The organism is Halomonas alkaliantarctica (genome assembly GCF_029854215.1).
Classification (GTDB): Bacteria; Pseudomonadota; Gammaproteobacteria; order Pseudomonadales; family Halomonadaceae; genus Vreelandella; species Vreelandella alkaliantarctica_A.
On sequence record NZ_CP122961.1, the window covers coordinates 4,015,296 to 4,040,527 of the forward strand.

Consider the following 25,232-nt stretch of genomic DNA (forward strand, 5'->3'; position numbering starts at 1 on the left):
AGGGAAACTAAATGTTCAATAAAAAACACCTAGCGCTTCTGGCGTCCGCTGGCTCACTCAGCCTAGCGGGAATGGCGACCGCTCAAGCCGACACCTTAGAAGATACCATTGAGCGTGGCGCCGTTCAGTGTGGTGTGAGCGATGGTTTGCCGGGCTTCTCAGCGCCGGATGACGATGGTAATTGGCAGGGACTGGACGTTGATGTTTGCCGTGCAGTAGCGGCAGCGGTACTCGGCGACTCAGAAGCCGTTAACTATATCTCTCTAAATGCCGTTGAGCGCTTCACCGCCCTGCAGTCTGGTGAAGTCGATGTACTTTCACGTAACACCACCTGGACCACTACCCGCGATACCACGCTGGGCCTGAACTTTACTGGCGTTAACTTCTACGATGGTCAGGGTTTCATGGTATCCCGTGACCTGGGCATTACCGGTGCTGACGAACTCGACGGCGCTTCTATCTGTATTCAGTCGGGCACCACTACCGAACTGAACCTGGCGGACTACTTCCGTGCTAACGACATGGAATTCAACCCAATCGTATTTGATACCTCTGAGCAAACCGTGGGTGGTTATCAAGCTGGCCGCTGTGACGTATTGACCTCTGATACCTCACAGCTCGCAGCACTGCGTATCCAGTTAGATGATCCTGAAGGGTCGATGATTCTGTCTGACGTCATCTCCAAAGAGCCGTTGGGTCCTGTGGTTCGTCAGGGCGACGACCTTTGGTTCAATATCGTGAAGTGGTCACTGTTCGCGATGATTAATGCCGAAGAGTATGGCGTGACCAGCGAAAACGCTGAAGAAATGCTGAACTCTGAAAACCCTGATGTTGCTCGCCTACTGGGCCAAGACGGCAACTACGGTGAAGGTATGAACCTTGAAGCGGACTGGGCTTACAACATTATTAGCCAAGTCGGTAACTACGGTGAAAGCTTCGAACGTAATGTGGGCATGGGCTCTCCGCTTGAAATCGAGCGCGGTGTCAACGCCTTGTGGAACGACGGTGGCTTCCAGTACGCTCCCCCGATTCGCTAAGCGTCTCGCTTGACCCCGGCCCGCCAACCCTCTCAGGTGCTGGCGGGCCATCTGATTGACCTTCCGTGTAGCGGAGACGCCATCCATGTCTGTAAGACCCAACATCCGCCCCGCCGGCCACAAGCCGCCGTTTTGGCGAGACCGCGCTAAGCGCGCACTTATTTTTCAGCTCATTTTGGTCGCTGTTGTAACGGCTTTCCTGATCTATATTATCGGCAATACCCAAGCCAACCTGAACGCCCGCGGCATCACCACAGGCTTCGGCTTCCTGGGCAATACAGCCGGCTTTGGTATTGGTCAAACCTTAATCGAATACTCTTCCCAGAGCACCTACGCCCGTACCTTTGTGATTGGCTTGCTTAATACGCTGCTAGTTGGCGGACTGGGGGTGTTAGCTGCCTCGATTATTGGTTTTATCGTCGGTATCGCACGGCTATCGCCCAATTGGCTGATCGCTAAGTTAGCCAACGCCTATATCGAAACCTTTCGTAATATCCCACTGCTGCTGCAGATTTTCTTCTGGTATTTCGCGGTACTGCGCACGTTACCCAGTGCTAGAGAGAGCATGGCGTTTGGTGAAGCCATTTTTCTCAATGTTCGCGGTCTGTACTTGCCACAACCGCTGTTCGAATCAGGCTTTGGGCTAATTCCTGCTACCTTTGTGGTGGCCATCATTGCCAGCATTGCGCTCGTTATCTGGAACAAGCGCCGCCACGAAGCGACCGGCAAACGCTTGCCCGTTTTCTGGATGTCGCTGGTGATCATTTTTGGCCTGCCATTGCTGGTATTGGTGGCGACCGGTGTACCGGTCACCTGGGAGATGCCTGTACTACGTGGTTTTAACTTCGGCGGTGGTATTACCATCATTCCCGAATTCTTGGCCCTGTGGCTGGCGCTCTCCATTTATACCGCGTCGTTCATCGCCGAAATTGTGCGCTCGGGCATTCAGGCTATTCCCCATGGCCAAACAGAAGCCGCCCAGGCGCTTAGCTTGCCACGCAAACTCGTCTTACGTTTGGTGGTGATCCCCCAGGCGCTGCGCGTCATCATTCCGCCGCTCACCAGCCAATATCTCAACCTGATTAAAAACTCGTCCCTGGCCACCGCCATCGGCTACCCCGACTTGGTGTCAGTTTTTGCCGGCACTACGCTCAACCAGACCGGTCAAGCAATTGAAGTGATTGCCATGACCATGGCGGTTTATCTCATCATCAGCTTGCTGGTGTCCATGTTCATGAACTGGTTCAACGCTCGCGTTGCGCTGGTCGAACGCTAGGCCGGAGGCGACCCCATGATTCACAACAAAGAAACCATACCTCAGCGCCCGGCTCCTAAAGGCACGATCGGTCCGGTTGCCTGGCTACGTGGCAACCTGTTCAACGGCCCCATCAATAGCATATTCACGCTACTGGGCCTGTACGTGCTGTACTTACTCGTGGTGCCAACGGTCCAGTGGGCGTTTATCGATGCCAACTGGGTCGGCGATAGCCGCGAAGATTGCACAAAAGCGGGCGCCTGTTGGGTATTCGTTAACGCACGCTTTTCCCAGTTTATGTATGGCCTCTACCCCAGCGAGGAGTATTGGCGCGCCAACATTGTATTTGCCATGTTCGCTGGCATTATTGCCTGGATGGTCATTCCACGCCTGCCGTTCAAGCGCTGGATGACACTGTTTGCCCTGCTGATCTTCCCGGTGATCGCCTACGTGCTGCTACACGGCGGCTACTTTGATCTACCGCGTGTATCCACCCACCGCTGGGGCGGTTTGATGCTGACGCTGCTACTGGCGAGCGTGGGAATGATTGGCGCACTGCCTATTGGCATCGTATTGGCCCTTGGGCGACGCTCGAACATGCCCATCGTCAAAACCTTCTGCGTGATTTTTATTGAGTTTTGGCGTGGTGTGCCGCTAATCACCATCCTGTTTATGGCCTCGGTGATGCTGCCGCTGTTCCTACCGTCTGAAATTAACGTGGATCGTCTTATCCGGGCGCTAATCGGCCTGACGCTGTTCCAAAGTGCCTATATGGCCGAGGTTATTCGCGGCGGTTTGCAGGCGATTCCCAAAGGGCAGGATGAGGCCGCTGCGGCACTGGGAATGACGTATTGGAAGCGCATGGGACTCATCGTGATGCCCCAGGCACTGAAAATGATGATTCCGGGCATTGTCAACACGTTTATCTCACTGTTTAAAGACACCACCCTGGTCATGATCATCGGGCTGTTTGACCTGCTGGGCATTGTGCAAGCGGCGCTTTCCGACCCGCGCTGGCTGGGCTTCTCGGTAGAGGGCTATGTATTTGCCGCGTTCGTGTTCTGGATATTCTGTTTCAGCATGTCGCGCTATAGCCAGTACTTGGAGCGCAAGCTAAATACTGGCCATAAGCACTGACGCCGCATCTCATTACGTTTTAAGTAGGATTTCAACATGACACAAGCAGCCACCAACACCTCTGACACTCGTACTTCTGACACCAGTACTTCTGACCTGATGGTCGAGATGCGTAACGTTAACAAGTGGTACGGCGACTTTCACGTACTGCGGGATATCTACCTTGAGGTAAAACGCGGCGAGCGTATTGTGGTTTGCGGCCCCTCGGGTTCGGGTAAATCAACGCTGATTCGCTGCATTAACCACCTTGAAGAGCACCAAAAAGGTGAAATTGTGGTTGGCGGCGTACCGCTCACCCAGGACGTAAAGCGCATTGAGCAGATTCGTCGCAGCGTTGGCATGGTGTTTCAACACTTCAACCTGTTTCCTCACTTAACGGTGCTGGAAAACTGTTGTATCGCGCCGATGTGGGTTCAGAAGAAACCTCGTAAAGAAGCCGAAGCGCTGGCAATGGAGTACCTGCAACGGGTGCGCATTTCCGAGCAGGCTACCAAGTATCCTGGGCAACTTTCAGGCGGCCAGCAGCAGCGCGTGGCGATTGCCCGCTCACTCTGCATGCATCCCGACGTTATGCTGTTTGACGAGCCCACCTCCGCTCTCGACCCCGAGATGATCAAGGAAGTGCTGGACGTCATGGTGGAGCTGGCGGAAGAGGGTATGACCATGATTTGTGTGACCCACGAAATGGGCTTCGCCAAAACCGTGGCCGACCGAGTGATCTTTATGGACCAAGGGCAGATCATTGAAGAGAACGCACCTGAACCATTCTTCAATAACCCACAGTCTGAGCGCACCCAGCTGTTCTTAAGCCAGATTCTGGGGCATTAATCCACAGCCCATGAAACAAAGCAGCTGTTGATAAGTACGTCATCATGGGCCTCATTTGAGGCCCATGATGGTTAACAGACTTTAAAAAAACAGCTCTTAAAAACAGCCAAAAAAGGATAAAAGCATGATTGAAAAGCTGTTTATCGACCGCGCGCCACAGCCTATCGCGCCGTTTTCCCACGCCTGCCGCGTCGGCGATCTGGTGTTTATCACTGGGCAAATGCCGACGGTGCCGGAAACCAACGAAATGCTATTGGGTACTTTCACCGAGCAGACCCATCGGGTGATGCAGAACCTGGCGATCGTGCTAGAAGAAGTTGGTAGCGCCTTCGAATATGTGGTGCAGTCCCGGGTGTTTATTACCAATATGGGCCACTTTGACGAGGTCAATAAGGTATACGCGAGCTACTTTCCCCAACCGCTGCCTACCCGCACCTGCATTGGCGTGACCGGCCTAGCGGGCGGAGCCGATGTGGAAGTCGATATGATTGCCTGGATTCCGCCTGCGAAAGACGGCGCCTAACCACCTACTTGGGTGATGCTCGCGGGAAGTAACGGAGGCTGTTCACGGTGCTGGGTAAGAGGCTTTTTAGCCAACGCCGTTAACAGTATTTGCAACGGGTCACCGTGACTGACGAGCAGGATGGTGTCGCCGCTTACCTGTTGCTCCCAATCAGCTATTACTGCTTGCATACGTTGCGCCACCGCACTCAAGGCTTCCACCTGATGGTGACGATGCTCGGCATCCTCGGCATCTAACGCCCACACGCTGGGATAGTGATCGTCTCCCTGCCCCTCTAATTCACCAAAATTTCGCTCTCGCAAGCGCTTATCCACACTGGGCACTAAACCAAACCTAGCGGCTACTCGGGCAGCGGTTTGAGTGGTCCGCAAAAAATCTGAATGCACTACGCGAGTCGGTACAGGCCACTGCCAATCGGCAACTAACTGGGAAAGCTGTTGCTCGCCATACTCAGAAAGACCGAAGTTTTCTATTCCTCGCTCTGGCGAGCTGACAATCACGCCCTGCTGATTGGCCTGGCTATGACCGTGGCGCATTAATAAATAGCGGTTGCGCCAATGGTCGGAGAGGGGCTGTAAAGTATTTGACATAAGTTTGTCACAAACCCTAGATTGAAGGTGTCTGCTTTCGAAAATAACCATCCTTGGCGCGGAATGTCCACTTACGAAACATTTTTCGTTTTCAGTAGTGGCAAAACGCAGCAAAGGAAACACAGTTCGACCCAGAGCAAGAACACAACAATAACGCACAAACGAGGCTTACCATGGCAACTTCGCTCTTCCGCAAGCGCCCGCTTGCGATGCTTACCGCCGCATCTCTATTACCGCTCGCCCTGCTCACTACGCCCGCTTTCGCTGAGTGCGAACGCGGCGATTTAGATACTATTTACTGTGATGAAAATGGCGATATGGTCGCCGACCGCCCTGCCGATGAGTCTGAGTGGGCTAATCCAGACACGCTGATTTTTGCTTATACCCCCGTAGAAGACCCGGCCATCTATTCAGATATTTGGCAACCCTTTATCGATCACTTGGCTGAGGTTACCGAGCGGGATGTGCGCTTCTTTGCTGTGCAGTCCAACGCGGCGCAGGTTGAAGCTATGCGAAGCGGACGCTTACATATCGCCGGTTTCTCTACTGGGCCTACGCCGTTTGCGGTGAATTTAGCCGGTGCTGTGCCGTTTGCGTTAATGGGCTCTGATGACGGCCAATTCGGTTATACCCTGCAACTGTTCACACACGTCGACTCTGATATTCATGAAGTGGAAGACCTTAAAGGTAAACGCGTTGCCCATACCTCACCCACTTCAAACTCGGGCAATTTAGCCCCACGCGCTCTGTTTCCTGAACTGGGCATTACCCCCGACGAGGACTACGAAGTGGTCTACTCGGGCAGCCACGACCAATCCATGCTGGGCGTCGTGGCTAAAGACTACGATGCGGCGCCGGTCGCTTCCGAAGTGGTCGAGCGGATGGCGGCACGCGGCCTTTACGATGAGGAGGACGTGCGCCTGATCTACGAATCTGATCGTTTCCCCACCACCTCGTATAACTACGCGCACAACCTGCACCCAGATTTGGTCGAAAAAATTGAAGAAGCCTTCTTCAGTTTTGATTTTATCGGCACCGAGCTAGGCGAAGAGTTTGAGGGCGTCGAGAAATTCATACCCATCAACTACCAAGACAACTGGAAGGTGATTCGTACCATCCAAGCGGCCAATAACGTGAGCTATACGCCAGAAAACTTGGAAGAGTAAACGTAGCGCACCGCCGCTGGCGGTGCGGTTATTGTCTCGACGATGGAAGCGGACACATGCTGGAAATTACCAATCTGGTCAAACGTTATGGCCACGATGAAGCCGTGCTGAAAGGGCTTGACCTCAAGGTAGAGGGAAACAGCGTTGTTTCTATCGTAGGCGCCTCGGGTGCGGGTAAAAGCACCATGCTGAGATGTATCAATCGCCTGGTCGAGCCGACTTCGGGCTCGATCAAACTCAACGGCAATGAGCTGGTCAACCTGAAAGGCGCTGAATTACGCCGCGCGCGCCGCAAAATTGGCATGGTGTTCCAGGGATTTAACCTGCTGGATCGCTTAACCGTGATGGAGAACGTACTGGCCGGGCGGTTGGGTTACGTCAATCTCTATCAAGCAATTTCACGTCGTTACCCCCAGGGCGATATTGAGCGTGCCTTTGTACTGATGGAGCGCGTGGGAATAGCCCACTACGCCAACAAGCGCGCTGATGAGCTTTCGGGCGGCGAGCGGCAGCGGGTAGGCGTGGTTCGCGCACTGATGCAGGAACCTGAAGTGCTGCTGGCTGATGAACCGACTGCCTCGCTGGATCCACGCACTTCCGAGCAAATCATGATATTGCTGCAGAGCTTGGCCAGCGAGCTGTCGTTGCCGGTGCTGATTAATATCCACAACGTTGCACAGGCCAAAACCTATACCGAGCGGATTGTGGGTCTACGCCACGGTAAGATGATCTTTGATGGGTTGCCTGCCGATTTCAACAAAGACGCGTTAGACGCTATCTACGGCGGCATTGAAGCACCGGACGATGCGATTACCGATACGCCCGTGGAGGAGCGCTCCCATGACTCCGCCTGACGCCCCTTCAACAGCGCCCCGCACCTGGCGAAAGCCGCCGTTTATCGCTAATCCACTACTTCGCTATGGGCTGATCATCGTCGCAGCCGTCTATTTGGTCTGGGCTTTCGGCTCGCTGCCGTTCAATTGGGCGCGTATCTCTGAAGGGCTGCCCCGCGCGGCGCGGATTTTTAGCGGCGGCTTCCCCCCCAACTTAGAGCGCTACGAGCTACTGATTACCGGCTTTAAAGAGAGCTTCCAAATCGCCATTTTGGCGACTTTAATGGGGGTTTTGCTCTCTATTCCCTTTGCCGTAATGGCAGCGCGTAATATCGCCCCAATGCCTATCTATGTCATTGGCCGTGCCGTCATTATTGTATCGCGCAGCTTTCACCCAGTGATCGTGGCGATACTATTTGTGGCCGCGGTTGGGTTCGGGCCGCTAGCCGGGATTTTGACCCTGACCCTCTACTCCATCGGTTTCGTAGGCAAACTGCTGGCCGAAGAGATAGAGGAGATTAACTGGGGTCAGGTAGAGGCCATGAAAGCCGCCGGGGCGGGCTATGTGGCGATTCTATTCTATGCCGTTTTTCCGCAGATACTGCCACGCCAAGTGGGCCTTTCCATGTACCAATTGGACAGCAACTTGCGCGCATCAGCAGTGGTCGGAATCGTGGGCGCAGGTGGCATAGGCGGTACGCTAATGAACGCCTTTGGTCGCTACGACTACGATTTCGCCTTTGCGATTCTGCTTGTCATCATCGCGGTCATTTTGCTCAGTGAAGGTGTCAGCGGCTGGGTAAGGAAAAAAATATGGTAGATCACGCACAGCAGCTTGCCGATCGTATTTGGCAGCGCTACGACCGCAAACAGCGCCTTATTCGTTACGCCGTTCTCTTTGCCACCTTGATGGTGGTGGTCTGGGCGGTGCGCGACATCGATATTTTCTGGCCCTGGGTATGGGATGCGCCCAATCAAATTTCTGCGCTTGGGGGGCGCATGTGGCCTCCCAGTGCCGCCGGCTTAAACGGCATTATCGCGGCGCTTATCGAGACGGTGCATATTGCCACTCTGGCCACCTTCTTAACGATCTTTTTGGCCTTACCGGTGGCCTACATTGCCGCCCAGAACACCACGCCAAACCGCGCTTGTTTATGGCTGGGGCGCTTTATTCTGGTCTCTAGCCGTTCGGTGAACACGATTATCTGGGCGCTGCTGTTCGTGGCCATTTTTGGCCCTGGCGTACTAGCCGGGATCCTTGCCATCGTGTTTCGCTCCATTGGCTTTATCGGCAAATTGATGGGCGAGGCCATCGAAGAGATTGACCGGCGTCCGGTAGAAGCCATGGAAGCCACCGGGGCTTCCAAAGCCAAAGTAGTCGCCTATGCGATTGTGCCTCAAGTGATGCCCGCCTTTTTTGCCATTGTGATCCTGCGTTGGGATATCAATATTCGCGAATCGACAGTGCTAGGTTTAGTGGGCGCGGGCGGTATTGGGGTCATTTTGCAAGGTGCGATTGATACCTTTGCCTGGCCAACCGTGGCGACCATCTTAATTGCTATTATTGTGCTGGTGCTGATTGGTGAAGCGGTCACCAGCTTGCTGCGTAGCAAAGTGCTGTAATCCAAATTGTTTAAACCCAATGGCTTAAGCCTAGTTGCTTAAGCAATGGCAAGCGTTTGACCTAACGTCAAACGCTTGCCATGGTTAGATGACCATCAACGACATGGAGTATGCACAGCGATGACAACCTATATCGTGGTAGCCGACGCCGCTCGCGCACGTATCTTTACCCGTGATGCCTTAACGCTAGCGGAGCAGGAGAGCATGGTTCACGCAGAAGGACGGCTGCATGAAGGTGATTTGGTCACAGATGGTCGAGGCGATGTGCACGAGTCGATCTCCACGACCTCTCGCTCGGCTGGCGAAGAGGGAACGGCGACCAAGCACGAAAATGAGCTGTTTGCGAAAGAGGTTGCTCAGCGACTTTACAGTGCTCGCGTAGATAACAGCATGGAGAAACTCATTATGGTGGCGCCGCCTAAATTTTTGGGACTGCTACGCGATAAGCTTGATCCCCCTACCCAAAAGCTGGTGATTCATTCCCTATCAAAAGATCTAAGTAAAGCGTCACTGGCCGATATCCAACAAGCAGTTAGCGATTTACGCTAGCAAAATCCGAAACTTAACTATTATTCAACACTAAAGAAAGGGTCGCTCTCGCCGATAGCATAGTCGACATTACAAACAGTACCTATCCCCTGTGTACTGACACGCACTTCTACGTCGAGAGCGACCATGCTATCCACCCTCCGAGCACGCATCCTATTGGCCGCACTAGTGGCGATTACCCTCGCCCTGGTGATTAACGGCATTGCCAGTTACACCACCGTAAAACACCATAATAGCCAGCAAATAACGCGCAATCTTAGCGCCGTGGTTAAAGGTAATACGCAAGCTATCAACGAGTGGTTTAGCGCACGTTATACAATGCTGTCCAGCATGGATGATGCGGTTAATAGCGACGGTCCTCTTGCTGCGCTGCGTCAACTAGCGGCCTCAGGCAATTTCATGAGTACTTATATTGCCTACCCCTCGACGTCAGAGGCTATTTTTTCCGACGGATGGCAGCCCCCTAGTGATTACGATCCTCGCCAACGGCCCTGGTACAAAGGTGCGAGTGAAGCGCAGGATACGGTTATCACGGCACCTTACGTAGATGCTCAATCAGGCGGGCTGATTGTTACCTTTGCACGCCCCTTTTATCGTAATGGACAGTTGGCCGCCGTCATTGGGGCTGACATTGCGATCACTGATGTTATTGAGATCGTCAGTGGTATCGCCCCCACAGAGTCAAGCTTTGCCTTTCTCACTACTGACGACGGTACCCTGGTTGCCCACCCCGATGCGCAATTAACGCTTGAACCTTCCACGCGATTGAGCGATGACCTGACCCATGACCGTCTCAACCAAATCACCCAATCAGATGAGCCTCAAGCACTGTCACTGCAGAATAGCAATAAGCTACTCATGGGCAGCCATGTTGGCGGCGATAGCGGCTGGCAGTTAGTCGTTGCCATGGATGAAGCCGAAGCCACCGCCGGCCTGCGGGCCATCGCCACTACCTCCATCGTGACGCTACTGGCCGTCGCTGCCATTACTGCGGTTCTATTTGGCCTGCTGCTTACTTTCCTGCTGCGTCGTTTGCTCGTTGCACGCGACGCGATGAACAACATCGCCTCAGGAGAAGGTGACTTAACCCGACGGTTGCCTGAAGAGGGCAACGATGAGGTCACCCAGATTGCCAAAGCATTCAACCGATTTGTAAGTAAGATGGAAGCCGTCTTGATTGATGTGCGCTCAAGCAGTGAATCCGTTCACCATGCGGCTAACGAAATTGCCATGGGCGGCCAGGACTTGTCCCGTCGTACGGACAACGCTGCCGCTAGCCTGCAGCAGACCTCTGCATCGATGGAGGAAATCACCAGTACGGTTCAACACACTGCGGCATCCGCAAAAGAAGCCAACCAGCTTTCCAAAACTGCCTCTGAAGTAGCCAACGAAGGCGGCAAAGTCGTGGCGAATGTAGTCACCACCATGGAGGACATTACCAAAGCGTCCGACAAAATTGGTGACATTGTGACGTTAATGAACAGCATTTCATTTCAGACTAATCTGCTGGCGCTTAACGCCTCAGTGGAAGCCGCCCGTGCTGGTGAACATGGCCGTGGCTTCGCTGTGGTAGCTGACGAGGTACGCAAACTGGCCGGGCGTAGTAGCGAAGCAGCCAACGACATCCAGAAACTGATTGAGGACTCACAGAGCAAGGTGAATAACGGCACCACTCTCGTACGCAATGCTGGCGCCACCATGCAGGATATCGTGGCGCACATTACCCGTGTAACCGATGTATTGGAGGAAATCAACGCGGCTACCAGCGAGCAGAGTGATGGCATTAATCAAGTCAATATTGCCGTCGCCGAGCTAGATCGCATGACCCAGGAGAATGCTGCAATGGTGGAGGAGTCCACTACCGCTGCTGAACAATTGAAAGAACAGGCTGACCACTTGGCTGGTACCGTGGGAGCCTTCACTCTGTCAAGCAGTTCAGTGCCCCAGGATGGCCGTCTTATGGCGCCCACTCCACTGCCGCAGTATGCGGTTACCTCGCTAGCATAAAGAGATCAACAACAATGAAATTTAAGTCCGTCCGCACCCTCATTGCCACGCTGGTCGGTGGTTGCATACTTCTGGTCGTCGCTGTGCTTGTCATCTATTCGGTGATTGCCAACGCACGCTCCCAGGCGCTGGTTGAAAGTCAGACGAAGGAGTTGCTCGAAAGCAATATCGAAGCACGCCTGACGGCGATCGCCTCCGCCCAGACCGAAGAAATCAAAGGAGAGCTCGAACACGCTCTTACCCTTGCCACTAGCTTGGCTAACACCAATGCCATGATAGGTCAGGAGGACGAAAACGGGCGGCCTTTAATGACCATGAGTCGACGCGAGCTTTCGCTGCTTGTGCGTCAAACCGTTGTGGATAATACCGAACTACTTGATGCTTTTATTGGCTGGGAGCCAAACGCCTTTGGTGATGATGCACGTTATACAGGGCGTGAAGATCAAGGTTATGGCCCCGACGGCCGCTTTATGCCCTGGTGGTATCGCACCGAAAGCGGCGATATTGAAGTTTTGGCGCTGGGCAGCGACATGGAAAACCAAGAGCGCGATGCCGATGGAATCCGGCGCGGGGAGTACTATCTATGCGCCAAAGAAACGAAGCGTAGCTGTGTTGTCGACCCCCACCTATACGATTATAACGGCGAGACATTACTGGTTACTTCGTTTAATGCGCCCATCCTGGTAGACAATGAGTTTCGCGGCAGCGCCGGCGTCGACCTGTCTGTTGAATTTATTCAGAGTCTGCTGGAAGAGGCCAATGCATCGCTCTATGACGGCGCTGGAGAAATCGCGCTGATCGCTTCTCAAGGTGCTCTGGCGGCCTATACCAGCTCGCCTGACCTGCTAGGCAAACATGTTGAAAACGTGCTCGATGCTGACCTCCAGGCTGGCATCGCTCAGGCGCAGCAAGGTGAGAAAGTGCGCAGGCTCGACACAGAGCAGGGCATGACCGAACTTTACTGGCCCTTTTCCATTGATGAGAGTGGTAACCCCTGGGTATTGATGATCCGGCTACCTGAAAGCGCCGTGCTTGCAGGTCTAAATAACTTACAAGAGCAAATGCAAAGCCAACGCGAGACTTCGACACTCGGCATGATTGGCATGGGTCTGGTGATCGCCTTTCTGGGTCTGATTGCCAGTTGGCTACTCGGAAGCAGCATCTCTCGTCCGCTGAAACAACTGGCCGATCGCATGCGCGAGATCGCCTCTGGAGATGGCGACTTAACCCAGCGGCTACCGGTGCGTGGGCGTGACGAAGGAGCAGAGCTGGCGATTCAGTTCAATGCCTTTGCGGTCAAGATCCACGATGTACTGGTTGACGTACGCACCAGCAGTGAATCCGTTCACCATGCGGCCAATGAGATCGCCATGGGCGGCCAGGATCTATCCCGCCGCACCGATAATGCCGCGGCAAGCCTGCAGCAGACCTCTGCCTCGATTGAGGAAATCACCAGCACGGTTCAGCACACGGCGGCCTCGGCCAAAGAAGCCAACAAGCTCTCTCAAACTGCTTCTGAAGTAGCCAGAGAAGGCGGGCAAGTCGTGGCGAACGTGGTCACTACCATGGAAGACATTACCCATGCGTCGGACAAGATCGGTGAAATCGTCACCCTAATGAACAGCATTTCGTTCCAGACCAACCTGCTGGCGCTCAACGCTTCAGTGGAAGCGGCCCGGGCGGGTGAGCATGGTCGCGGCTTTGCCGTAGTGGCCGACGAGGTGCGCAAGCTGGCGGGTCGCAGCAGCGAAGCGGCCAACGATATCCAGAAACTAATTGAGGATTCCCAAAGCAAGGTCAATAACGGCACCACGTTGGTGCGTAATGCTGGGGCTACCATGAAGGAGATCGTGGCGCATATTACCCGCGTGACCGATGTTCTGGAGGAGATCAACGCCGCCACCAGCGAGCAAAGCGAAGGCATCAAGCAAGTCAATATCGCTGTCGCCGAGCTGGATCGCATGACCCAGGAGAACGCGGCCATGGTGGAAGAGTCCACTACCGCTGCCGAGCAGTTGAAAGAGCAAGCCGACCATTTAGCGGTCACCATCGGCAGCTTTAAACTGTCTCAACACCCACCGGCCCCGCTCACGTTAAAGTCCGCCCAAGCGTTGCCATCGTTTTGAGGAATTAAGGAATCGGCGGCAGCGCAATGTCGTCGCTGCGCTTGGCCCCGGCCGTCATCTCACGGCACAGGCGCAGGAACTCGCGCACGCCGGTGGTGAGGTATTTGTGCCGGTGCCAAATAAACGTGAATTGACGCTTTAGATCCAACTCCGGCGTGGGCAGCGGTACCAAGCTGCCGCGCCGGAAGGCATCGCGCAGGGCTAAGCGTGAAACACAGCCAATTCCCAGCCCCGACTCCACGGCGCGCTTAATACCTTCCGTATGCTCCAGCTCCAGCAAAGTGTTAAACCGGCTGCGGCGGTGGCGGGCAGCGTGCTCCAGGGTCATACGGGTGCCAGAGCCCTCTTCGCGCATAATCCAGTCCTCTCGCAGCAGCTGCTCAAGCTCAAGATGCTCGCGACCTGCCAGTGGGTGGCGCGGCGAGCAAAAAACGCACAGCTCATCTTCCACCCAGGGCTGGCTGATGATCATCTCATCGTCGCACTGCCCCTCGATCAAGCCCAAATCCAACGAGTGCTGGCGCACGCCTTCGATAATATGGCGCGTATTGCGCACCGCCAGGCGCACACGGCTACCGGGGTGACGCTGCATAAAGTCGCTGATGAGCAACGTGGCAAGGTAGTTACCAATGGTCAGCGTAGCCCCTACCTCCAGCGACCCAACCCCTTTCTGGCCACGCAGCAGCTCTTCAATCTCTTCACCACGATCAAGCAGCGCCACTGCTTTGGGCAACAGTTGAAACCCCAGCGCGTTGAGCTTTAAGCGCTTGCCAATGCGGTCCAGCAGCTGACAATCGAACTGCCGCTCAAGCTCCGCAAGCGCTGTACTGGTCGCCGACTGAGACATGGCCAACGCCCGCGCCGCGTGTGAGACGCTCTCATGCTGAGCAACCGCTACAAAGACTTCCAACTGCCGCAGGGTGTAGTGCATAGAGTCTGGCCTTTATTTGATCTATATCTATTTCTAAGATAACGGTTATCAATATAATTCGCTTAACAGATATACCACCCTTTGCTTAGACTTGCTGGCAACATATTTAATCATTTTTATTCTTTTTAAGAATATGACCGATGCAGGCTAGTGCTAGCATCGACTAATGGAGAAAACGACATGAGTAAGTTTGCTCTGGAAGAAGTGCTTAGCGTTCATCACTGGAACGATACTCTGTTCAGCTTCCGCACCACCCGCGAGCGCAGTCTGCGTTTCAAAACCGGTCAGTTTGTGATGATTGGTTTGGAAGTGAACGGCAAGCCGCTGATGCGCGCTTACTCTATTGCCAGCCCCAACTACGAAGACCACCTTGAGTTCTTCAGCATTAAAGTGCCCGACGGCCCGCTCACTTCACGCCTTCAGCACTTGAAAGTAGGCGATCAGATTATGGTCAGCCGCAAGCCCACCGGCACGCTGGTATGCGATGACCTGCTGCCGGGCCGTAATCTCTACATGCTCTCCACCGGTACCGGCTTGGCGCCGTTTATGAGTTTGATTCAGGATCCTGAAGTATACGAGCGCTTCGAGAAGGTAGTGCTGGTTCACGGTGTACGGGAAGTCTCTGAATTGGCCTACGCCGATTTCATCACCAAAGAGCTGCCAGCCCATGAATACCTGGGTGAAGACATCGCTGAAAAGCTGGTCTACTACCCCACCGTTACTCGGGAAGAATTCCACACCATGGGACGCCTGACCGACCATATCCGTTCGGGCAAGCTGTTTGAAGACACCGGCCTACCGCCCATCGACCCGCGCCAGGATCGCGCGATGATCTGCGGTAGCCCCGCCATGCTGGACGATACGAGCGCACTGTTAGACGAGCTGGGCTTGAATATTTCGCCACGCATGGGCGAGCCGGGCGACTACGTCATCGAGCGTGCGTTTGTCGAGAAATAAGCTCTCGACTAACCAGTAGCTAATCAAAACCCCCGCTAATCGGTTTGAGGATATAAACCGTCTAGCGGGGGTTTTGCATTCTGGCGCGTTTAAACCGCGTCTTTGCCCGTTTCGCCGGTACGGATACGAATCACCTGCTCCAGCGGCATCACAAAAATTTTGCCGTCGCCGATTTTACCCGTGTTCGCTACCTGGGTGATGGCATCGATCACCTGCTCGGCCATGTCATCGTCCACGGCGACTTCTAGCTTGACCTTGGGCAGGAAGTCCACCACATACTCAGCGCCGCGATACAGCTCGGTATGCCCTTTCTGACGTCCAAAGCCCTTCACTTCCGTCACCGTAATACCCTGCACGCCGATGTCGGAGAGCGACTCGCGCACATCGTCGAGCTTGAACGGCTTGATAATCGCTGTGATCAATTTCATTACCATATCCTCTAACTGGGTGGCCGTAATGGGGTCGGGTTGAACAGCTGCGAGTGCCGCAACCAATAACCGCTAACCACCAGCATACACCGCTATCGTCAGAGAATAAAAAAGCCTCCCACGAAGGGGAGGCCATAAGGAGCACGCCAGCTCACTAGGTCGGCATTAAATTATTTCTTAATACCAAATTCTGGGTAGGCTTCGAGACCGCACTCTGCGATATCAACGCCTTCATACTCTTCTTCTTCGCTAACCCGGATACCCATGATGGCTTTCAGGATGAGCCATACCACCAGGCTTGCCAGGAAGACCCAACCGAAGATACCTGCAATACCGATGATTTGAGCACCGAATGATGCGCCGTCATTGGTCAAAGGCACCGCCAGTACGCCCCAGATACCGACAACACCGTGTACAGAGATCGCACCGACCGGATCATCTAGCTTCAGCTTATCGAGGGTAACGATGGCAGCCACCACGATGATGCCACCTACTGCACCGATAATAGTGGCACCCAGTGCCGTCGGGGAGAGCGGATCAGCGGTAATGGCGACCAAACCCGCCAATGCACCGTTCAACGCCATGGTAAGGTCAGCTTTGCGGAACCACAGTTTGGCCAGAATCAGCGCGGCAATGACACCACCCGCCGCTGCAGCGTTAGTATTAACAAACACTTGTGCCACATTGTTAGCAGAATCGACAGCCGCCAGCTTGAGCTCTGAGCCGCCGTTAAAACCGAACCAGCCCATCCACAGGATGAAGGTACCCAAGGTAGCCAGCGGCATGTTGGCACCCGGAATCGCGTGGATAGAGCCATCTTTACCGTATTTGCCTTTACGTGGGCCTAGCACGATCACACCCGCTAGCGCTGCAGCTGCACCGGCAAGGTGCACAATGCCTGAACCCGCATAGTCAGAGTAGCCTACTTCAGACAACCAGCCGCCGCCCCAGGTCCAGTAGCCAGACACCGGATAGATAAACGCGGTCATGACAACAGCAAAGGCCAGGAAGGCCCACAGTTTCATGCGCTCAGCCACGGCACCCGACACAATCGACATGGCGGTCGCAACGAATACCACCTGGAAGAAGAAGTCAGAACGCATGGAGTAGTAAGGCGCGTCATCGCCGCCAGCAGTCACCGCATCCACACTGTTTTCAGCGCCAATCAGAAAGCCCAGATTGGGTAGGAAGCCGCCAGCGCTGCTGGAGTACATAATGTAGTAGCCGACCAACAGGTACATGGTGCAGGCAATGGCAAACAGCGCAACGTTTTTGGTTAGAATTTCAGCGGTGTTTTTGGAGCGTACCAGGCCCGCTTCCAACATGGAGAAGCCTGCCGCCATCCACATGACGAGCACGCCGCAAATTAGGAAGTAGAACGTATCGAGCGCGTAGCTCAACTCTGTAAACTCATTCATTGTATGTTCCCCGTTTAATGTCTGGTTTAGCCATGATTAGACGGCGTCAGCGCCGCGTTCACCGGTACGGATACGGATCACGTCTTCCAGTGGCGTAACAAACACTTTGCCGTCACCGATCTTGCCGCTATTGGCTGCGCTACAGATCGCATCCAGCACGCTCTCTAAACGAGCGTCGTCGACGGCTACCTCAACCTTTACCTTGGGTAGAAAATCGACGACATATTCTGCGCCGCGATACAGTTCGGTATGCCCTTTCTGACGGCCAAAACCTTTCACTTCGGTAACTGTAATGCCCTGCACGCCGTTGTCGGCGAGCGCCTCACGAACATCGTCGAGCTTGAATGGCTTGATGATAGCGGTGATGAGTTTCATCCCGGATCTCCCCTGCTGGATAAGTCCTGCTAGATTGGTAGCGGCACTGCCGCCAGAATAAGCACCTGAACCGATAATGCGCATACCGTGCCAGCTGATTTTTTTTGCTTAAAATTCAGCCAACTAGCTGACATACAGCGACCTTAAAAGCGCTCTATATAACCAAACTCATCCCCAAATCACGGCTATTGCACCAAAAAAGAGCGTAAGAAAATGTAGCCTGCCCCATTTCAATGCAAAACAAAGCCGCATCAGGAAATGCACATGACGCATGCGAATTCGCCAACTGTTGCGTATCCTTACCGGTAAGCCGTCTTCATATACGTACATTTAATGAGTTATTTAGGAGAGAGCAGCTATGGCGCCTCAAGACCGCATTAGCCGATTGGCCCAGCAGATTGGTGACCGTTTACAAAACGCCTCCCAGGCGCCGGAAGATATTCAAAAGGGTGTGCAACAAGTCGTACGTGGCGCCTTTGACCGCCTGGAGCTTGTTTCGCGTGAGGATTTCGACATTTTGATGGACGTACTGCAGCGCACACGTTCACGGGTAGAGGCGTTAGAGCGCCAAGTCGCCAACCTTGAAGCAGCCGTTGAGGCCTCTGCTTCAACAATGTCTGCGCCGACAACGACCACGCCATTTGAAGCAGAAGCTCCACCGGCTCCAGAGCCGCATGAGCCGGAATCAGATACAGAAGAAGAGAAGAACAAACCCGATAACGCTTAATTTTCATTAGCATCAGCAATAGGACGATGGCCTATTGCTGTACATGCCTTAAAATAAATACGAATCACTATCGTTGACTTTGCTTTTCGTGGTGATACCCTCCGCCTTTGATTTTCTTACCATCTGCGGATTGTTCACTATGCACGCCCCGTCATTATCAAAGCTGTCTTTTGCAAAGCTGCCTTTTACCAAGCCGTTTTCTTCGCTGTCGTTTGTTTCACTATCGGGTCTTATTGGCACCGGTCTGTTACTGAGCATCTCCAACGGCGTTTTCGCCCAAAACACTGCTTCTGGTACTGGGTCTAGCGCCGACAACACCATGGTGGTCGTTGGGTCGCGCACCCCCAGCCAGATCAGTCAGATTCCGGGTGCTGTATGGGTCATTGATAAACAGATGCTGGAACAGCAGACCCGCAATGGTGCAGACCTAAAGACAGCATTGGGGCATCTGGTGCCGGGGCTGGATCTGGCTCCTCAAGGGCGCACCAATTATGGGCAAAACATGCGTGGCCGGGGCGTGCAGGTGCTCATCGATGGTGTATCGCTAAACAGTTCCCGTGGGCTTTCCCGTCAGTTCGATGCCATTGATCCCTTCAATATCGAGCGCGTGGAAGTGCTTTCCGGCGCCAGCAGCCTGTATGGCGGCGGCGCCACGGGTGGCTTGATCAATATTATTACCCGCAAAGGCGAAGAAGGCCTGAACTGGCGTACCGAAGCAGGCATCACCACTGGCTTCAATAACAGCGATGATATGGATCGGCGTCTGTCACAATCGATCAGCGGCGGCAATGAGCGGGTTCAAGGCTATCTGGGGACTGCCATTGGTGACAACGGCCGCCACTATGACGGCAGCGGCCAGGAAATCTTCCCTGATATCGCCCAGACCGACCTGCAGGACAATCGCAGCATTGATGTATTGGGCAACCTCTCTTTCCGTTTAACCGATGAACAGAGCCTGGAACTGGGTGCCCAGCTGTACCGTTCAGGCTTCGAAGGTGATCGGGGTGTTTACTTCCCTAACCTCGACGCGGCCACGCCCAACTTGAACGATGCCGAGATTCGCGATGGCTACCGTTCACAGCGCGACCCGGAAACCGACCGTAAGCTCGTCAACGTCAACTATCACCACGCCAACCTGTGGGGGCAAAACTTCTACCTGCAGGCATTTCACCGGGAGGAGGAGTCCAGTTTCCAGGCCTTTCCCTACCCAGTCGCTGACGGCCTGCAATTTCGCGCTTCACAGCAAAACACCGATTTAAGCGGCATCAAAGCGCTGTTTGAATCGCGCCTGGGTGACGACGTTTCGCTAACCTACGGCCTCGATCTGGATCGTGAAACCTTCGATGCCAACCAGATGCTGTTCGATACCGACATCTCGGACGTCTCCGGCGGCCTGGTGCAACAGGCATCGGGGGTTGAACCCCGCTATCCCGGTTATCAAGTGGACGGGCTTTCAGGCTTCCTCCAGGGCGATTGGCAAGCCACCCAGGCGCTCAAGCTCTCCGCCGGGTTGCGGCAGCAGCATATGGACGTCGAAGTGGATGAATTCCAGGGGATTCCTGGCGGCGAGAATGACTACGAAGCGACCCTGTACAACGCCAGTGCTCTCTACGACTACGGTAACGGCCATCAAAACTGGCTGCAGTTCAGCCAGGGCTTCGAGCTGCCAGATCCGGCCAAATACTACGGCAAGAGCCCCGACGTCAGTGTCGATAACAACCCGTTATCTGCCATCGAGACGGATCAAGTAGAGCTAGGCTGGCGCTACCAGGGGGGCAACTGGACGGCCCAAACAGCGCTTTACTACGCCTGGTCGGACAAGGCGGTAGAGAACGCCGAAGATTTAAGTGTCAGCGTCGTGGATGAGAAGAAGCGCGACTTCGGCCTGGAAAGCGCCGTGACCCGTTACTTCGATAATGGCCTGGAAGCAGGGGGCACTCTGCACCTGGTGCGTTCCGAGCAGGAGAACAACCAAGGGGAGTGGGAGAAACGTGACGCCCGCTATGCATCGCTCTCTTCCGCCACCGCCTTTATTGGCTGGACGGACTATGTACGTTCGGCTCGCTTGCAGGCCAACCACAACTTCGACCTGAAAGACGATGCCGACCGGGAGATCGATGGCAATACCACCCTCGACTTATCGCTCAGCCAGGAAACCGATTTTGGCACCTTAAGCCTGGGCGTGCAGAACCTGCTGGATGATCAGTACTCCACCGTCTGGGGTCAGCGAGCCGCCATGTTCTATTCGCCCTACTACGGCCCAGAGTATCTCTACGACTACCAGGGCCGCGGGCGTACTTACACCCTGAACTGGTCGATGGCGTACTGAGTGCTGGTTTGCTACTCGCTGACAACCGCTCAAGGGTGAGGTAACTGGGATGGCTACACTCGGCTCGATAACGCCATCTTGCGTACCACTCACCACCCATGACCTGCTGGCTATTGGTCAGCGCTTCGGGATCGACTACCACTTTCCCGAAGCGTCCGACCGCTCCCAGCCAGCGCCTTGTGTTGCCCGCGGGCAAGTAATGGACGTTGAGATCGACCCCACACTGCGCGTGACACACTCGGATCTTGATGTCCTGCACGCTTACGCCTCCACTTCCAGGCGTGCCGCGCCGTGGTTTCTCAGCGTGATACTCGAGGGCAATATCCAAGTCGGCCTAGGGCAGCAGTCGTTTCAGTTGCAGGCCGGCGACGCCTTCAGTGCCCATTTCAACGAGCAGACCGGGCTTGAGGTCTTACAGCCCGCGCAACAACGATTGCGCATTCTCAATGTATCGCTTCTGGCTTGCACAGAGCTTCCCTCTTTTTCGTCCATTAACTCTTCACCTATCGATGTTACCCTTCCGACAACGCCAGTACTGCATACCTGGCAGGTGCCGCAGTTCCTTATTCATAGCCTGGAGGCAGCGCTGGCTTCGAACCGGCCAGTAGAGCGCCAGCGCCTGCTATGGCAGGGGCTCGCGCTCCAGTTGTTAGCTCATGGGCTGCCAGCTGCCTCCCATGAATCCAGCGACGAAGGAAAAGCAGTTAGCCTGAGGTCGGGCCTAACCCAGCGCGACCACCAACGCCTGGAGCGCTTGCGTCAGCAGCTCGAACACTCCCCCAACCAAGATTATCGGCTTGAGCAGTTGGCCCGCAACGCCGCGATGAGCCCGAGCAGCCTACGCACCAAATTTCACCGCTGTTACGGTTGCTCGATATTCGACTATCTACGACGTTGCCGCCTGACCCAAGCTCAAGCGTACTTACGCAAAGGCTATAGCGTGCAGCAAACCGCTCACGCCTGTGGCTACCGCCACGCCACCAATTTTGCCACCGCCTTTAAACGCGCTTTTGGCATTGCGCCCCACGAAGTGTTCCATCGCCATTAAAAGCCGCGGGTTGTTTTTGGGGCGCTAAGTTCCTCTGTTGGGCGTTTTTTGGCAGCACGCATACGCCCTTTGTCATTGCGCATACCTTTCAACCGCCATTAAGCGCAATAATTCTCATTACCACATTGGTTAATTGATGCTTATTGCAGGTGCCTCCATGCTCATCCCCCATCACCGTTTTCTACGCACTCCGCTTAGCGCCGCCATGCTCTCGGCACTAGCGGTTTCCCCGCTATACGCTCAAGAAAGCACCGAGTTAGCCACCGTCACGGTGACTGCCCAGCAGGCTGCCACCAAAGTAGAAACGCCGTCGATCGAAATACCCCAGAGCGTTTCCACGATCACCCGCGAACAGATGGATAACCGCGCGGTGGATACCGTTCAGCGCGCCACCGACTACACGCCCGGTGTCTACAGCAACCAAATTGGCGCCTCCAACCGTTTCGATTACCTGGTATTGCGCGGTTTTTCTGACGGCAGCTTGAGCAATACCTTTCTAGATGGTTTAAAGGTCATGGGCGACGCCAATTCCCATAGCAGTATGCGCATCGATCCGTGGTTTCTGGAAAGCATCGAAGTAGTGCGCGGGCCCGCCTCAGTGCTCTATGGCCGCGCCTCCCCAGGCGGCGTGGTGGCCCTGAACAGCAAGCGTCCAGAGTTCGAACAGGGCGGTGAGCTGCGTTTTCGGGTGGGTAATAATCACCAGCGCAGCGCCGCTTTTGACCTCACCGGACCGATTGGCGCAGAGCAGCGAGTGGCCTTTCGCCTGACCGGGATTGCCAGCGCCGCGGATACCCAGTTTGGCCCGGCGGAAGAGGAGCGCTATGCCATTGCGCCGCGGCTCACCTGGGATATCACCGACGACACCAGCCTCACCGTAGAAGCCTACCTACAGGATGAACCCGAAGGCGGCTATCACTCCGGCGTACCCTATGAGGGGGCCGTGGTCACCCATAATGGCCGCAAGATCAGCAACAACTTCTTTGATGGTGAAGAGGATTATGACACCTACGAGCGCACCCAACGCATGTTTGGCTACGCTCTGGAGCACCGTTTTAATGAGCAGGTGACCGGCCGACAGCTGATGCGCTACCTCAATTCCGACGTGGTGCTCAATCAGGTCTACGGCTTTGGCTGGACGTCACCGACGTCTGATGAACTCACCCGCTACTACTCCGGCAGCGATGAAACGTTGGAAGCCTGGACACTCGATAACCAGCTTGAAGCCACCCTCAGCAGCGGCTTTATGGATCACACGCTGCTGTTCGGGGTGGATTACCAGCAGCGGGAAAACGAAGTGTCATGGCCTTCGGGCGCTTTTCCTGCCATTGACGCCTTTAACCCCGTGTATGGCGCAGACCCTAGCGCCCCGCTTTATCAGCCATTGGGCGAACGCCATGAGATCGACCAGACCGGGGTTTACCTGCAAGACCAGATAGCCCTCGATAACTGGCGCTTCACCTTGGGCGGCCGCTACGACTGGGTCAATATCGACAATGCCAACCGCGATAGTGGTAATACCAGTTCCCTCAGCGACACCCAGTTCAGCGGCCGCGCTGGGGTGGTCTACCTGTTCGATAACGGCGTAGCGCCCTACCTGAGCTACTCCACCGCCTTCACCCCCACCAGCTTCGTGGATGAGAACGGCGACCTGCTTAAACCAATGGAAGGCGAACAGTGGGAAACCGGCGTCAAATACCAGCCTAACGGCAGCACCAGCCAGTACAGCGCCGCGTTGTTCCACATTAGTCAGGAGAATGTGGCCACCAAAGAGCAGCCCACCGACCCTTACCGCGCCGTGGGTGAAATCGAATCCCAAGGGCTGGAGCTGGAAGCACAAATCCAGCTAACGGATACCCTCTCGGTTCAGGCAGGCTACAGCTTCACCGACATCACCTACGCCAAAAGCGACGACGGCAACCAGGGCAACAACGCGATTTACTCTCCACGGCATCAAGTCCAGCTGTGGGGCCACTACGAGCCCAACGACGGCTGGTTAAACGGTGTGGATATGGGAGTCGGTATACGCCACTACGCGGATATCGCCGCTGACCGGGCCAACACCGAAACCGTGCCCGACTACACCCTGGTGGATGCCACCATTGGCTACGACCTCAGCCAACTCGGCGTTGAAGGCGTCGAAACACGCTTAAACGTGAACAATTTATTGGATAAAGAGTACGTGGCCTCCTGCAACTCCCTGGAGTACTGCTATTTCGGCGCCGAGCGCGGTGTGACCGCCAGCGTGCACTATCGTTTCTAATTATGCTTTATAGGAATTATTAAGCACTTGAACCCACCCAGGCCACCGCGCCTGGGTATCTTTTTCTTTGAGTGCAGGTTTGCAAACAATAAATATTATCGTTTAAATACAGCTCTTATTTTTCCGGATGGCCTCTCACCACCATGCGCCACACCAACCTGCTCTCTTTGCTCGCGCGCTGCGGGCTGTTCGTCGTTTGTATGCTGACCGTTGCTACCGCCCACGCCCAGTGGGCAACGGTGGACTGGACCATCGCCGAAACTCTGTTAGCGATTGATGCGCCGGTTAGCAGCATTGCTCAGCAGAGTGACTACCATGCCTGGGTAGGCGAGCCACCTATTCCCGACAGCGTCACCGATATGGGGCTACGCACCCAGCCCAACCTTGAGTTGTTGGCCCATGTGCCGCCAGAACAGACACTTATTTCACCCATGTTCGCTGGTTTGACGCCACGTTTGGAGAAAATCGCCCCGGTCACTTTGTTCTCACTCTACTCTCCCGGCACCAATACCTGGCAAGAAATACAAACCCTGACCCGCCAGCTAGGCGAATTAACCGAGCGCCAGCCCCAAGCAGAAGAGCTAATTGAAGAAACCCAAGCTTTGATGACCACACTGCGCGAATCCCGGTCCCTCTCACAGTCAGAAATCGCGCCGCTATTGATGGTGCAGTTTATGGATGCCCGTCACGTGCGGGTGTTTGGGGAGAACAGCTTATATAACGCCGTGCTTGAACAACTGGCGCTGCCCAATGCCTGGGATCAGCCCACCAATGCCTGGGGGTTTGCGCTGGTGGGGATTGAAGCGCTGGCGCGCTACCCCGAAGCAACGCTGGTGATCATCGACCCGCTGCCTGCCGGGGTCGAAGAGCAGCTTGCAAAAAGCGGCCTATGGCAGCAACTCCCCAGCGTTAAACACGACAATCTGGTTCACTTGCCACCCGCCTGGAGCTTCGGTGCGCTGCCTTCCGCCCAGCGTTTTGCCCAGAAGCTGACGACGGCGCTAGAGGCAGCGCCAGCGGTTAGCCACTAGAGCAGTGAGTAGCGGGATGTGGTGCCTACTAAACGATAGCGCGACCACATC

23 protein-coding genes are annotated in these 25,232 nt (G+C 54.9%); 18 read left to right on the forward strand and 5 right to left on the reverse strand.

Going from position 1 to position 25,232, the window contains the following annotated elements; genetic code table 11:
• The first annotated feature begins 11 nt into the window (after positions 1 to 11).
• The 5 genes from QEN58_RS18400 to QEN58_RS18420 all read left to right on the forward strand — a co-directional run bounded on the left by QEN58_RS18400 (position 12) and on the right by QEN58_RS18420 (position 4,780).
• Positions 12 to 1,037, forward strand: a complete 1,026-nt coding sequence (locus QEN58_RS18400; RefSeq protein WP_280105040.1) for an amino acid ABC transporter substrate-binding protein — start codon at positions 12 to 14, stop codon at positions 1,035 to 1,037.
• Between the two features lie 85 nt (positions 1,038 to 1,122).
• A complete protein-coding gene (locus tag QEN58_RS18405) occupies positions 1,123 to 2,313 on the forward strand; it encodes an amino acid ABC transporter permease (RefSeq protein ID WP_280105041.1) in 1,191 nt (396 codons plus the stop codon).
• 15 nt (positions 2,314 to 2,328) lie between these two features.
• Positions 2,329 to 3,429 carry an amino acid ABC transporter permease gene (locus tag QEN58_RS18410; protein ID WP_280105042.1) on the forward strand — a complete coding sequence of 367 codons (1,101 nt, stop codon included), beginning with the start codon at positions 2,329 to 2,331 and terminating at the stop codon, positions 3,427 to 3,429.
• Between the two features lie 99 nt (positions 3,430 to 3,528).
• Entirely contained in the window at positions 3,529 to 4,257 is a 729-nt protein-coding gene (locus QEN58_RS18415) for an amino acid ABC transporter ATP-binding protein (RefSeq protein WP_280106962.1), read from the forward strand.
• A 124-nt stretch (positions 4,258 to 4,381) separates the two neighbouring features.
• Positions 4,382 to 4,780 carry a RidA family protein gene (locus QEN58_RS18420; RefSeq protein ID WP_280105043.1) on the forward strand — a complete coding sequence of 133 codons (399 nt, stop codon included), beginning with the start codon at positions 4,382 to 4,384 and terminating at the stop codon, positions 4,778 to 4,780.
• On the opposite strand, the gene QEN58_RS18425 is transcribed toward QEN58_RS18420, so the two are convergent.
• Entirely contained in the window at positions 4,777 to 5,370 is a 594-nt protein-coding gene (locus tag QEN58_RS18425; RefSeq protein WP_280105044.1) for a histidine phosphatase family protein, read from the reverse strand. The two genes, QEN58_RS18420 and QEN58_RS18425, sit on opposite strands and share 4 nt — an antisense overlap.
• 173 nt (positions 5,371 to 5,543) lie before the next feature.
• Here QEN58_RS18425 and phnD point away from each other — a divergent pair, with 173 nt between their 5' ends.
• The 7 genes from phnD (at position 5,544) to QEN58_RS18460 (ending at position 13,674) form a co-directional block, all read left to right on the forward strand.
• Entirely contained in the window at positions 5,544 to 6,536 is a 993-nt protein-coding gene (gene phnD / locus QEN58_RS18430) for a phosphate/phosphite/phosphonate ABC transporter substrate-binding protein (protein WP_280105045.1), read from the forward strand.
• A 56-nt stretch (positions 6,537 to 6,592) separates the two neighbouring features.
• Complete coding sequence (gene phnC / locus QEN58_RS18435) at positions 6,593 to 7,390, forward strand: phosphonate ABC transporter ATP-binding protein (RefSeq protein ID WP_280105046.1); 798 nt, start codon at positions 6,593 to 6,595, stop codon at positions 7,388 to 7,390.
• On the forward strand, positions 7,377 to 8,189 hold the full coding sequence (gene phnE / locus QEN58_RS18440; protein ID WP_280105047.1) for a phosphonate ABC transporter, permease protein PhnE: 813 nt from the start codon (positions 7,377 to 7,379) through the stop codon (positions 8,187 to 8,189). The genes phnC and phnE (QEN58_RS18440) overlap by 14 nt, the downstream gene beginning before the upstream one ends.
• On the forward strand, positions 8,183 to 8,992 hold the full coding sequence (gene phnE / locus QEN58_RS18445; RefSeq protein ID WP_280105048.1) for a phosphonate ABC transporter, permease protein PhnE: 810 nt from the start codon (positions 8,183 to 8,185) through the stop codon (positions 8,990 to 8,992). Before phnE (QEN58_RS18440) ends, phnE (QEN58_RS18445) begins: the two co-directional genes overlap by 7 nt.
• Positions 8,993 to 9,112: 120 nt before the next feature.
• Entirely contained in the window at positions 9,113 to 9,541 is a 429-nt protein-coding gene (locus QEN58_RS18450; protein ID WP_280105049.1) for a host attachment protein, read from the forward strand.
• 126 nt (positions 9,542 to 9,667) lie between these two features.
• Positions 9,668 to 11,548 carry a methyl-accepting chemotaxis protein gene (locus tag QEN58_RS18455; protein WP_280105050.1) on the forward strand — a complete coding sequence of 627 codons (1,881 nt, stop codon included), beginning with the start codon at positions 9,668 to 9,670 and terminating at the stop codon, positions 11,546 to 11,548.
• Positions 11,549 to 11,562: 14 nt separating this feature from the next.
• On the forward strand, positions 11,563 to 13,674 hold the full coding sequence (locus QEN58_RS18460) for a methyl-accepting chemotaxis protein (RefSeq protein WP_280105051.1): 2,112 nt from the start codon (positions 11,563 to 11,565) through the stop codon (positions 13,672 to 13,674).
• A gap of 4 nt (positions 13,675 to 13,678) precedes the next feature.
• Here QEN58_RS18460 and QEN58_RS18465 read toward each other — a convergent pair whose 3' ends face one another.
• Complete coding sequence (locus QEN58_RS18465) at positions 13,679 to 14,605, reverse strand: LysR family transcriptional regulator (protein ID WP_280105052.1); 927 nt, start codon at positions 14,603 to 14,605, stop codon at positions 13,679 to 13,681.
• 180 nt (positions 14,606 to 14,785) lie between these two features.
• Here QEN58_RS18465 and QEN58_RS18470 point away from each other — a divergent pair, with 180 nt between their 5' ends.
• Positions 14,786 to 15,562: a ferredoxin--NADP reductase gene (locus tag QEN58_RS18470; protein ID WP_133731876.1), complete on the forward strand. Its 777-nt coding sequence runs from the start codon at positions 14,786 to 14,788 to the stop codon at positions 15,560 to 15,562.
• An 89-nt stretch (positions 15,563 to 15,651) separates the two neighbouring features.
• Here QEN58_RS18470 and glnK read toward each other — a convergent pair whose 3' ends face one another.
• The 3 genes from glnK to QEN58_RS18485 form a co-directional block, all read right to left on the reverse strand.
• Complete coding sequence (gene glnK, locus QEN58_RS18475) at positions 15,652 to 15,990, reverse strand: P-II family nitrogen regulator (protein WP_007112362.1); 339 nt, start codon at positions 15,988 to 15,990, stop codon at positions 15,652 to 15,654.
• A 170-nt stretch (positions 15,991 to 16,160) separates the two neighbouring features.
• Positions 16,161 to 17,408: an ammonium transporter gene (locus tag QEN58_RS18480; RefSeq protein ID WP_280105053.1), complete on the reverse strand. Its 1,248-nt coding sequence runs from the start codon at positions 17,406 to 17,408 to the stop codon at positions 16,161 to 16,163.
• A 36-nt stretch (positions 17,409 to 17,444) separates the two neighbouring features.
• Positions 17,445 to 17,783 carry a P-II family nitrogen regulator gene (locus QEN58_RS18485; RefSeq protein ID WP_007112359.1) on the reverse strand — a complete coding sequence of 113 codons (339 nt, stop codon included), beginning with the start codon at positions 17,781 to 17,783 and terminating at the stop codon, positions 17,445 to 17,447.
• A 358-nt stretch (positions 17,784 to 18,141) separates the two neighbouring features.
• On the opposite strand from QEN58_RS18485, the gene QEN58_RS18490 reads away from it, so the two are divergent.
• The 5 genes from QEN58_RS18490 (at position 18,142) to QEN58_RS18510 (ending at position 25,181) form a co-directional block, all read left to right on the forward strand.
• A complete protein-coding gene (locus QEN58_RS18490) occupies positions 18,142 to 18,510 on the forward strand; it encodes an accessory factor UbiK family protein (RefSeq protein ID WP_280105054.1) in 369 nt (122 codons plus the stop codon).
• A 139-nt stretch (positions 18,511 to 18,649) separates the two neighbouring features.
• Positions 18,650 to 20,839 (forward strand): TonB-dependent receptor, encoded by a 2,190-nt coding sequence (locus QEN58_RS18495; protein WP_280105055.1) that lies wholly within the window; start codon positions 18,650 to 18,652, stop codon positions 20,837 to 20,839.
• A gap of 49 nt (positions 20,840 to 20,888) precedes the next feature.
• A complete protein-coding gene (locus QEN58_RS18500; protein WP_280105056.1) occupies positions 20,889 to 21,887 on the forward strand; it encodes a helix-turn-helix transcriptional regulator in 999 nt (332 codons plus the stop codon).
• A 157-nt stretch (positions 21,888 to 22,044) separates the two neighbouring features.
• Positions 22,045 to 24,150 (forward strand): ferrioxamine B receptor FoxA, encoded by a 2,106-nt coding sequence (gene foxA, locus QEN58_RS18505; protein ID WP_280105057.1) that lies wholly within the window; start codon positions 22,045 to 22,047, stop codon positions 24,148 to 24,150.
• A 143-nt stretch (positions 24,151 to 24,293) separates the two neighbouring features.
• On the forward strand, positions 24,294 to 25,181 hold the full coding sequence (locus QEN58_RS18510; protein ID WP_280105058.1) for an ABC transporter substrate-binding protein: 888 nt from the start codon (positions 24,294 to 24,296) through the stop codon (positions 25,179 to 25,181).
• Positions 25,182 to 25,232 lie beyond the last annotated feature (51 nt).

What these genes read in the sequence shown, in the direction of transcription:
- QEN58_RS18410 (WP_280105042.1), top strand. Translation starts at nt 2,329, where the DNA reads ATGATTCACAACAAAGAAACCATACCTCAGCGCCCGGCTCCTAAAGGC.
- QEN58_RS18510 (WP_280105058.1), top strand. Translation starts at nt 24,294, where the DNA reads ATGCGCCACACCAACCTGCTCTCTTTGCTCGCGCGCTGCGGGCTGTTC.
- QEN58_RS18425 (WP_280105044.1), bottom strand. Translation starts at nt 5,370, where the DNA reads ATGTCAAATACTTTACAGCCCCTCTCCGACCATTGGCGCAACCGCTAT.
- phnE (WP_280105048.1), top strand. Translation starts at nt 8,183, where the DNA reads ATGGTAGATCACGCACAGCAGCTTGCCGATCGTATTTGGCAGCGCTAC.
- QEN58_RS18400 (WP_280105040.1), top strand. Translation starts at nt 12, where the DNA reads ATGTTCAATAAAAAACACCTAGCGCTTCTGGCGTCCGCTGGCTCACTC.
- QEN58_RS18500 (WP_280105056.1), top strand. Translation starts at nt 20,889, where the DNA reads ATGGCTACACTCGGCTCGATAACGCCATCTTGCGTACCACTCACCACC.
- foxA (WP_280105057.1), top strand. Translation starts at nt 22,045, where the DNA reads ATGCTCATCCCCCATCACCGTTTTCTACGCACTCCGCTTAGCGCCGCC.
- QEN58_RS18415 (WP_280106962.1), top strand. Translation starts at nt 3,529, where the DNA reads ATGGTCGAGATGCGTAACGTTAACAAGTGGTACGGCGACTTTCACGTA.
- phnC (WP_280105046.1), top strand. Translation starts at nt 6,593, where the DNA reads ATGCTGGAAATTACCAATCTGGTCAAACGTTATGGCCACGATGAAGCC.
- QEN58_RS18495 (WP_280105055.1), top strand. Translation starts at nt 18,650, where the DNA reads ATGCACGCCCCGTCATTATCAAAGCTGTCTTTTGCAAAGCTGCCTTTT.
- glnK (WP_007112362.1), bottom strand. Translation starts at nt 15,990, where the DNA reads ATGAAATTGATCACAGCGATTATCAAGCCGTTCAAGCTCGACGATGTG.
- phnE (WP_280105047.1), top strand. Translation starts at nt 7,377, where the DNA reads ATGACTCCGCCTGACGCCCCTTCAACAGCGCCCCGCACCTGGCGAAAG.
- phnD (WP_280105045.1), top strand. Translation starts at nt 5,544, where the DNA reads ATGGCAACTTCGCTCTTCCGCAAGCGCCCGCTTGCGATGCTTACCGCC.
- QEN58_RS18405 (WP_280105041.1), top strand. Translation starts at nt 1,123, where the DNA reads ATGTCTGTAAGACCCAACATCCGCCCCGCCGGCCACAAGCCGCCGTTT.
- QEN58_RS18470 (WP_133731876.1), top strand. Translation starts at nt 14,786, where the DNA reads ATGAGTAAGTTTGCTCTGGAAGAAGTGCTTAGCGTTCATCACTGGAAC.
- QEN58_RS18460 (WP_280105051.1), top strand. Translation starts at nt 11,563, where the DNA reads ATGAAATTTAAGTCCGTCCGCACCCTCATTGCCACGCTGGTCGGTGGT.
- QEN58_RS18480 (WP_280105053.1), bottom strand. Translation starts at nt 17,408, where the DNA reads ATGAATGAGTTTACAGAGTTGAGCTACGCGCTCGATACGTTCTACTTC.
- QEN58_RS18420 (WP_280105043.1), top strand. Translation starts at nt 4,382, where the DNA reads ATGATTGAAAAGCTGTTTATCGACCGCGCGCCACAGCCTATCGCGCCG.
- QEN58_RS18455 (WP_280105050.1), top strand. Translation starts at nt 9,668, where the DNA reads ATGCTATCCACCCTCCGAGCACGCATCCTATTGGCCGCACTAGTGGCG.
- QEN58_RS18465 (WP_280105052.1), bottom strand. Translation starts at nt 14,605, where the DNA reads ATGCACTACACCCTGCGGCAGTTGGAAGTCTTTGTAGCGGTTGCTCAG.
- QEN58_RS18490 (WP_280105054.1), top strand. Translation starts at nt 18,142, where the DNA reads ATGGCGCCTCAAGACCGCATTAGCCGATTGGCCCAGCAGATTGGTGAC.
- QEN58_RS18450 (WP_280105049.1), top strand. Translation starts at nt 9,113, where the DNA reads ATGACAACCTATATCGTGGTAGCCGACGCCGCTCGCGCACGTATCTTT.
- QEN58_RS18485 (WP_007112359.1), bottom strand. Translation starts at nt 17,783, where the DNA reads ATGAAACTCATCACCGCTATCATCAAGCCATTCAAGCTCGACGATGTT.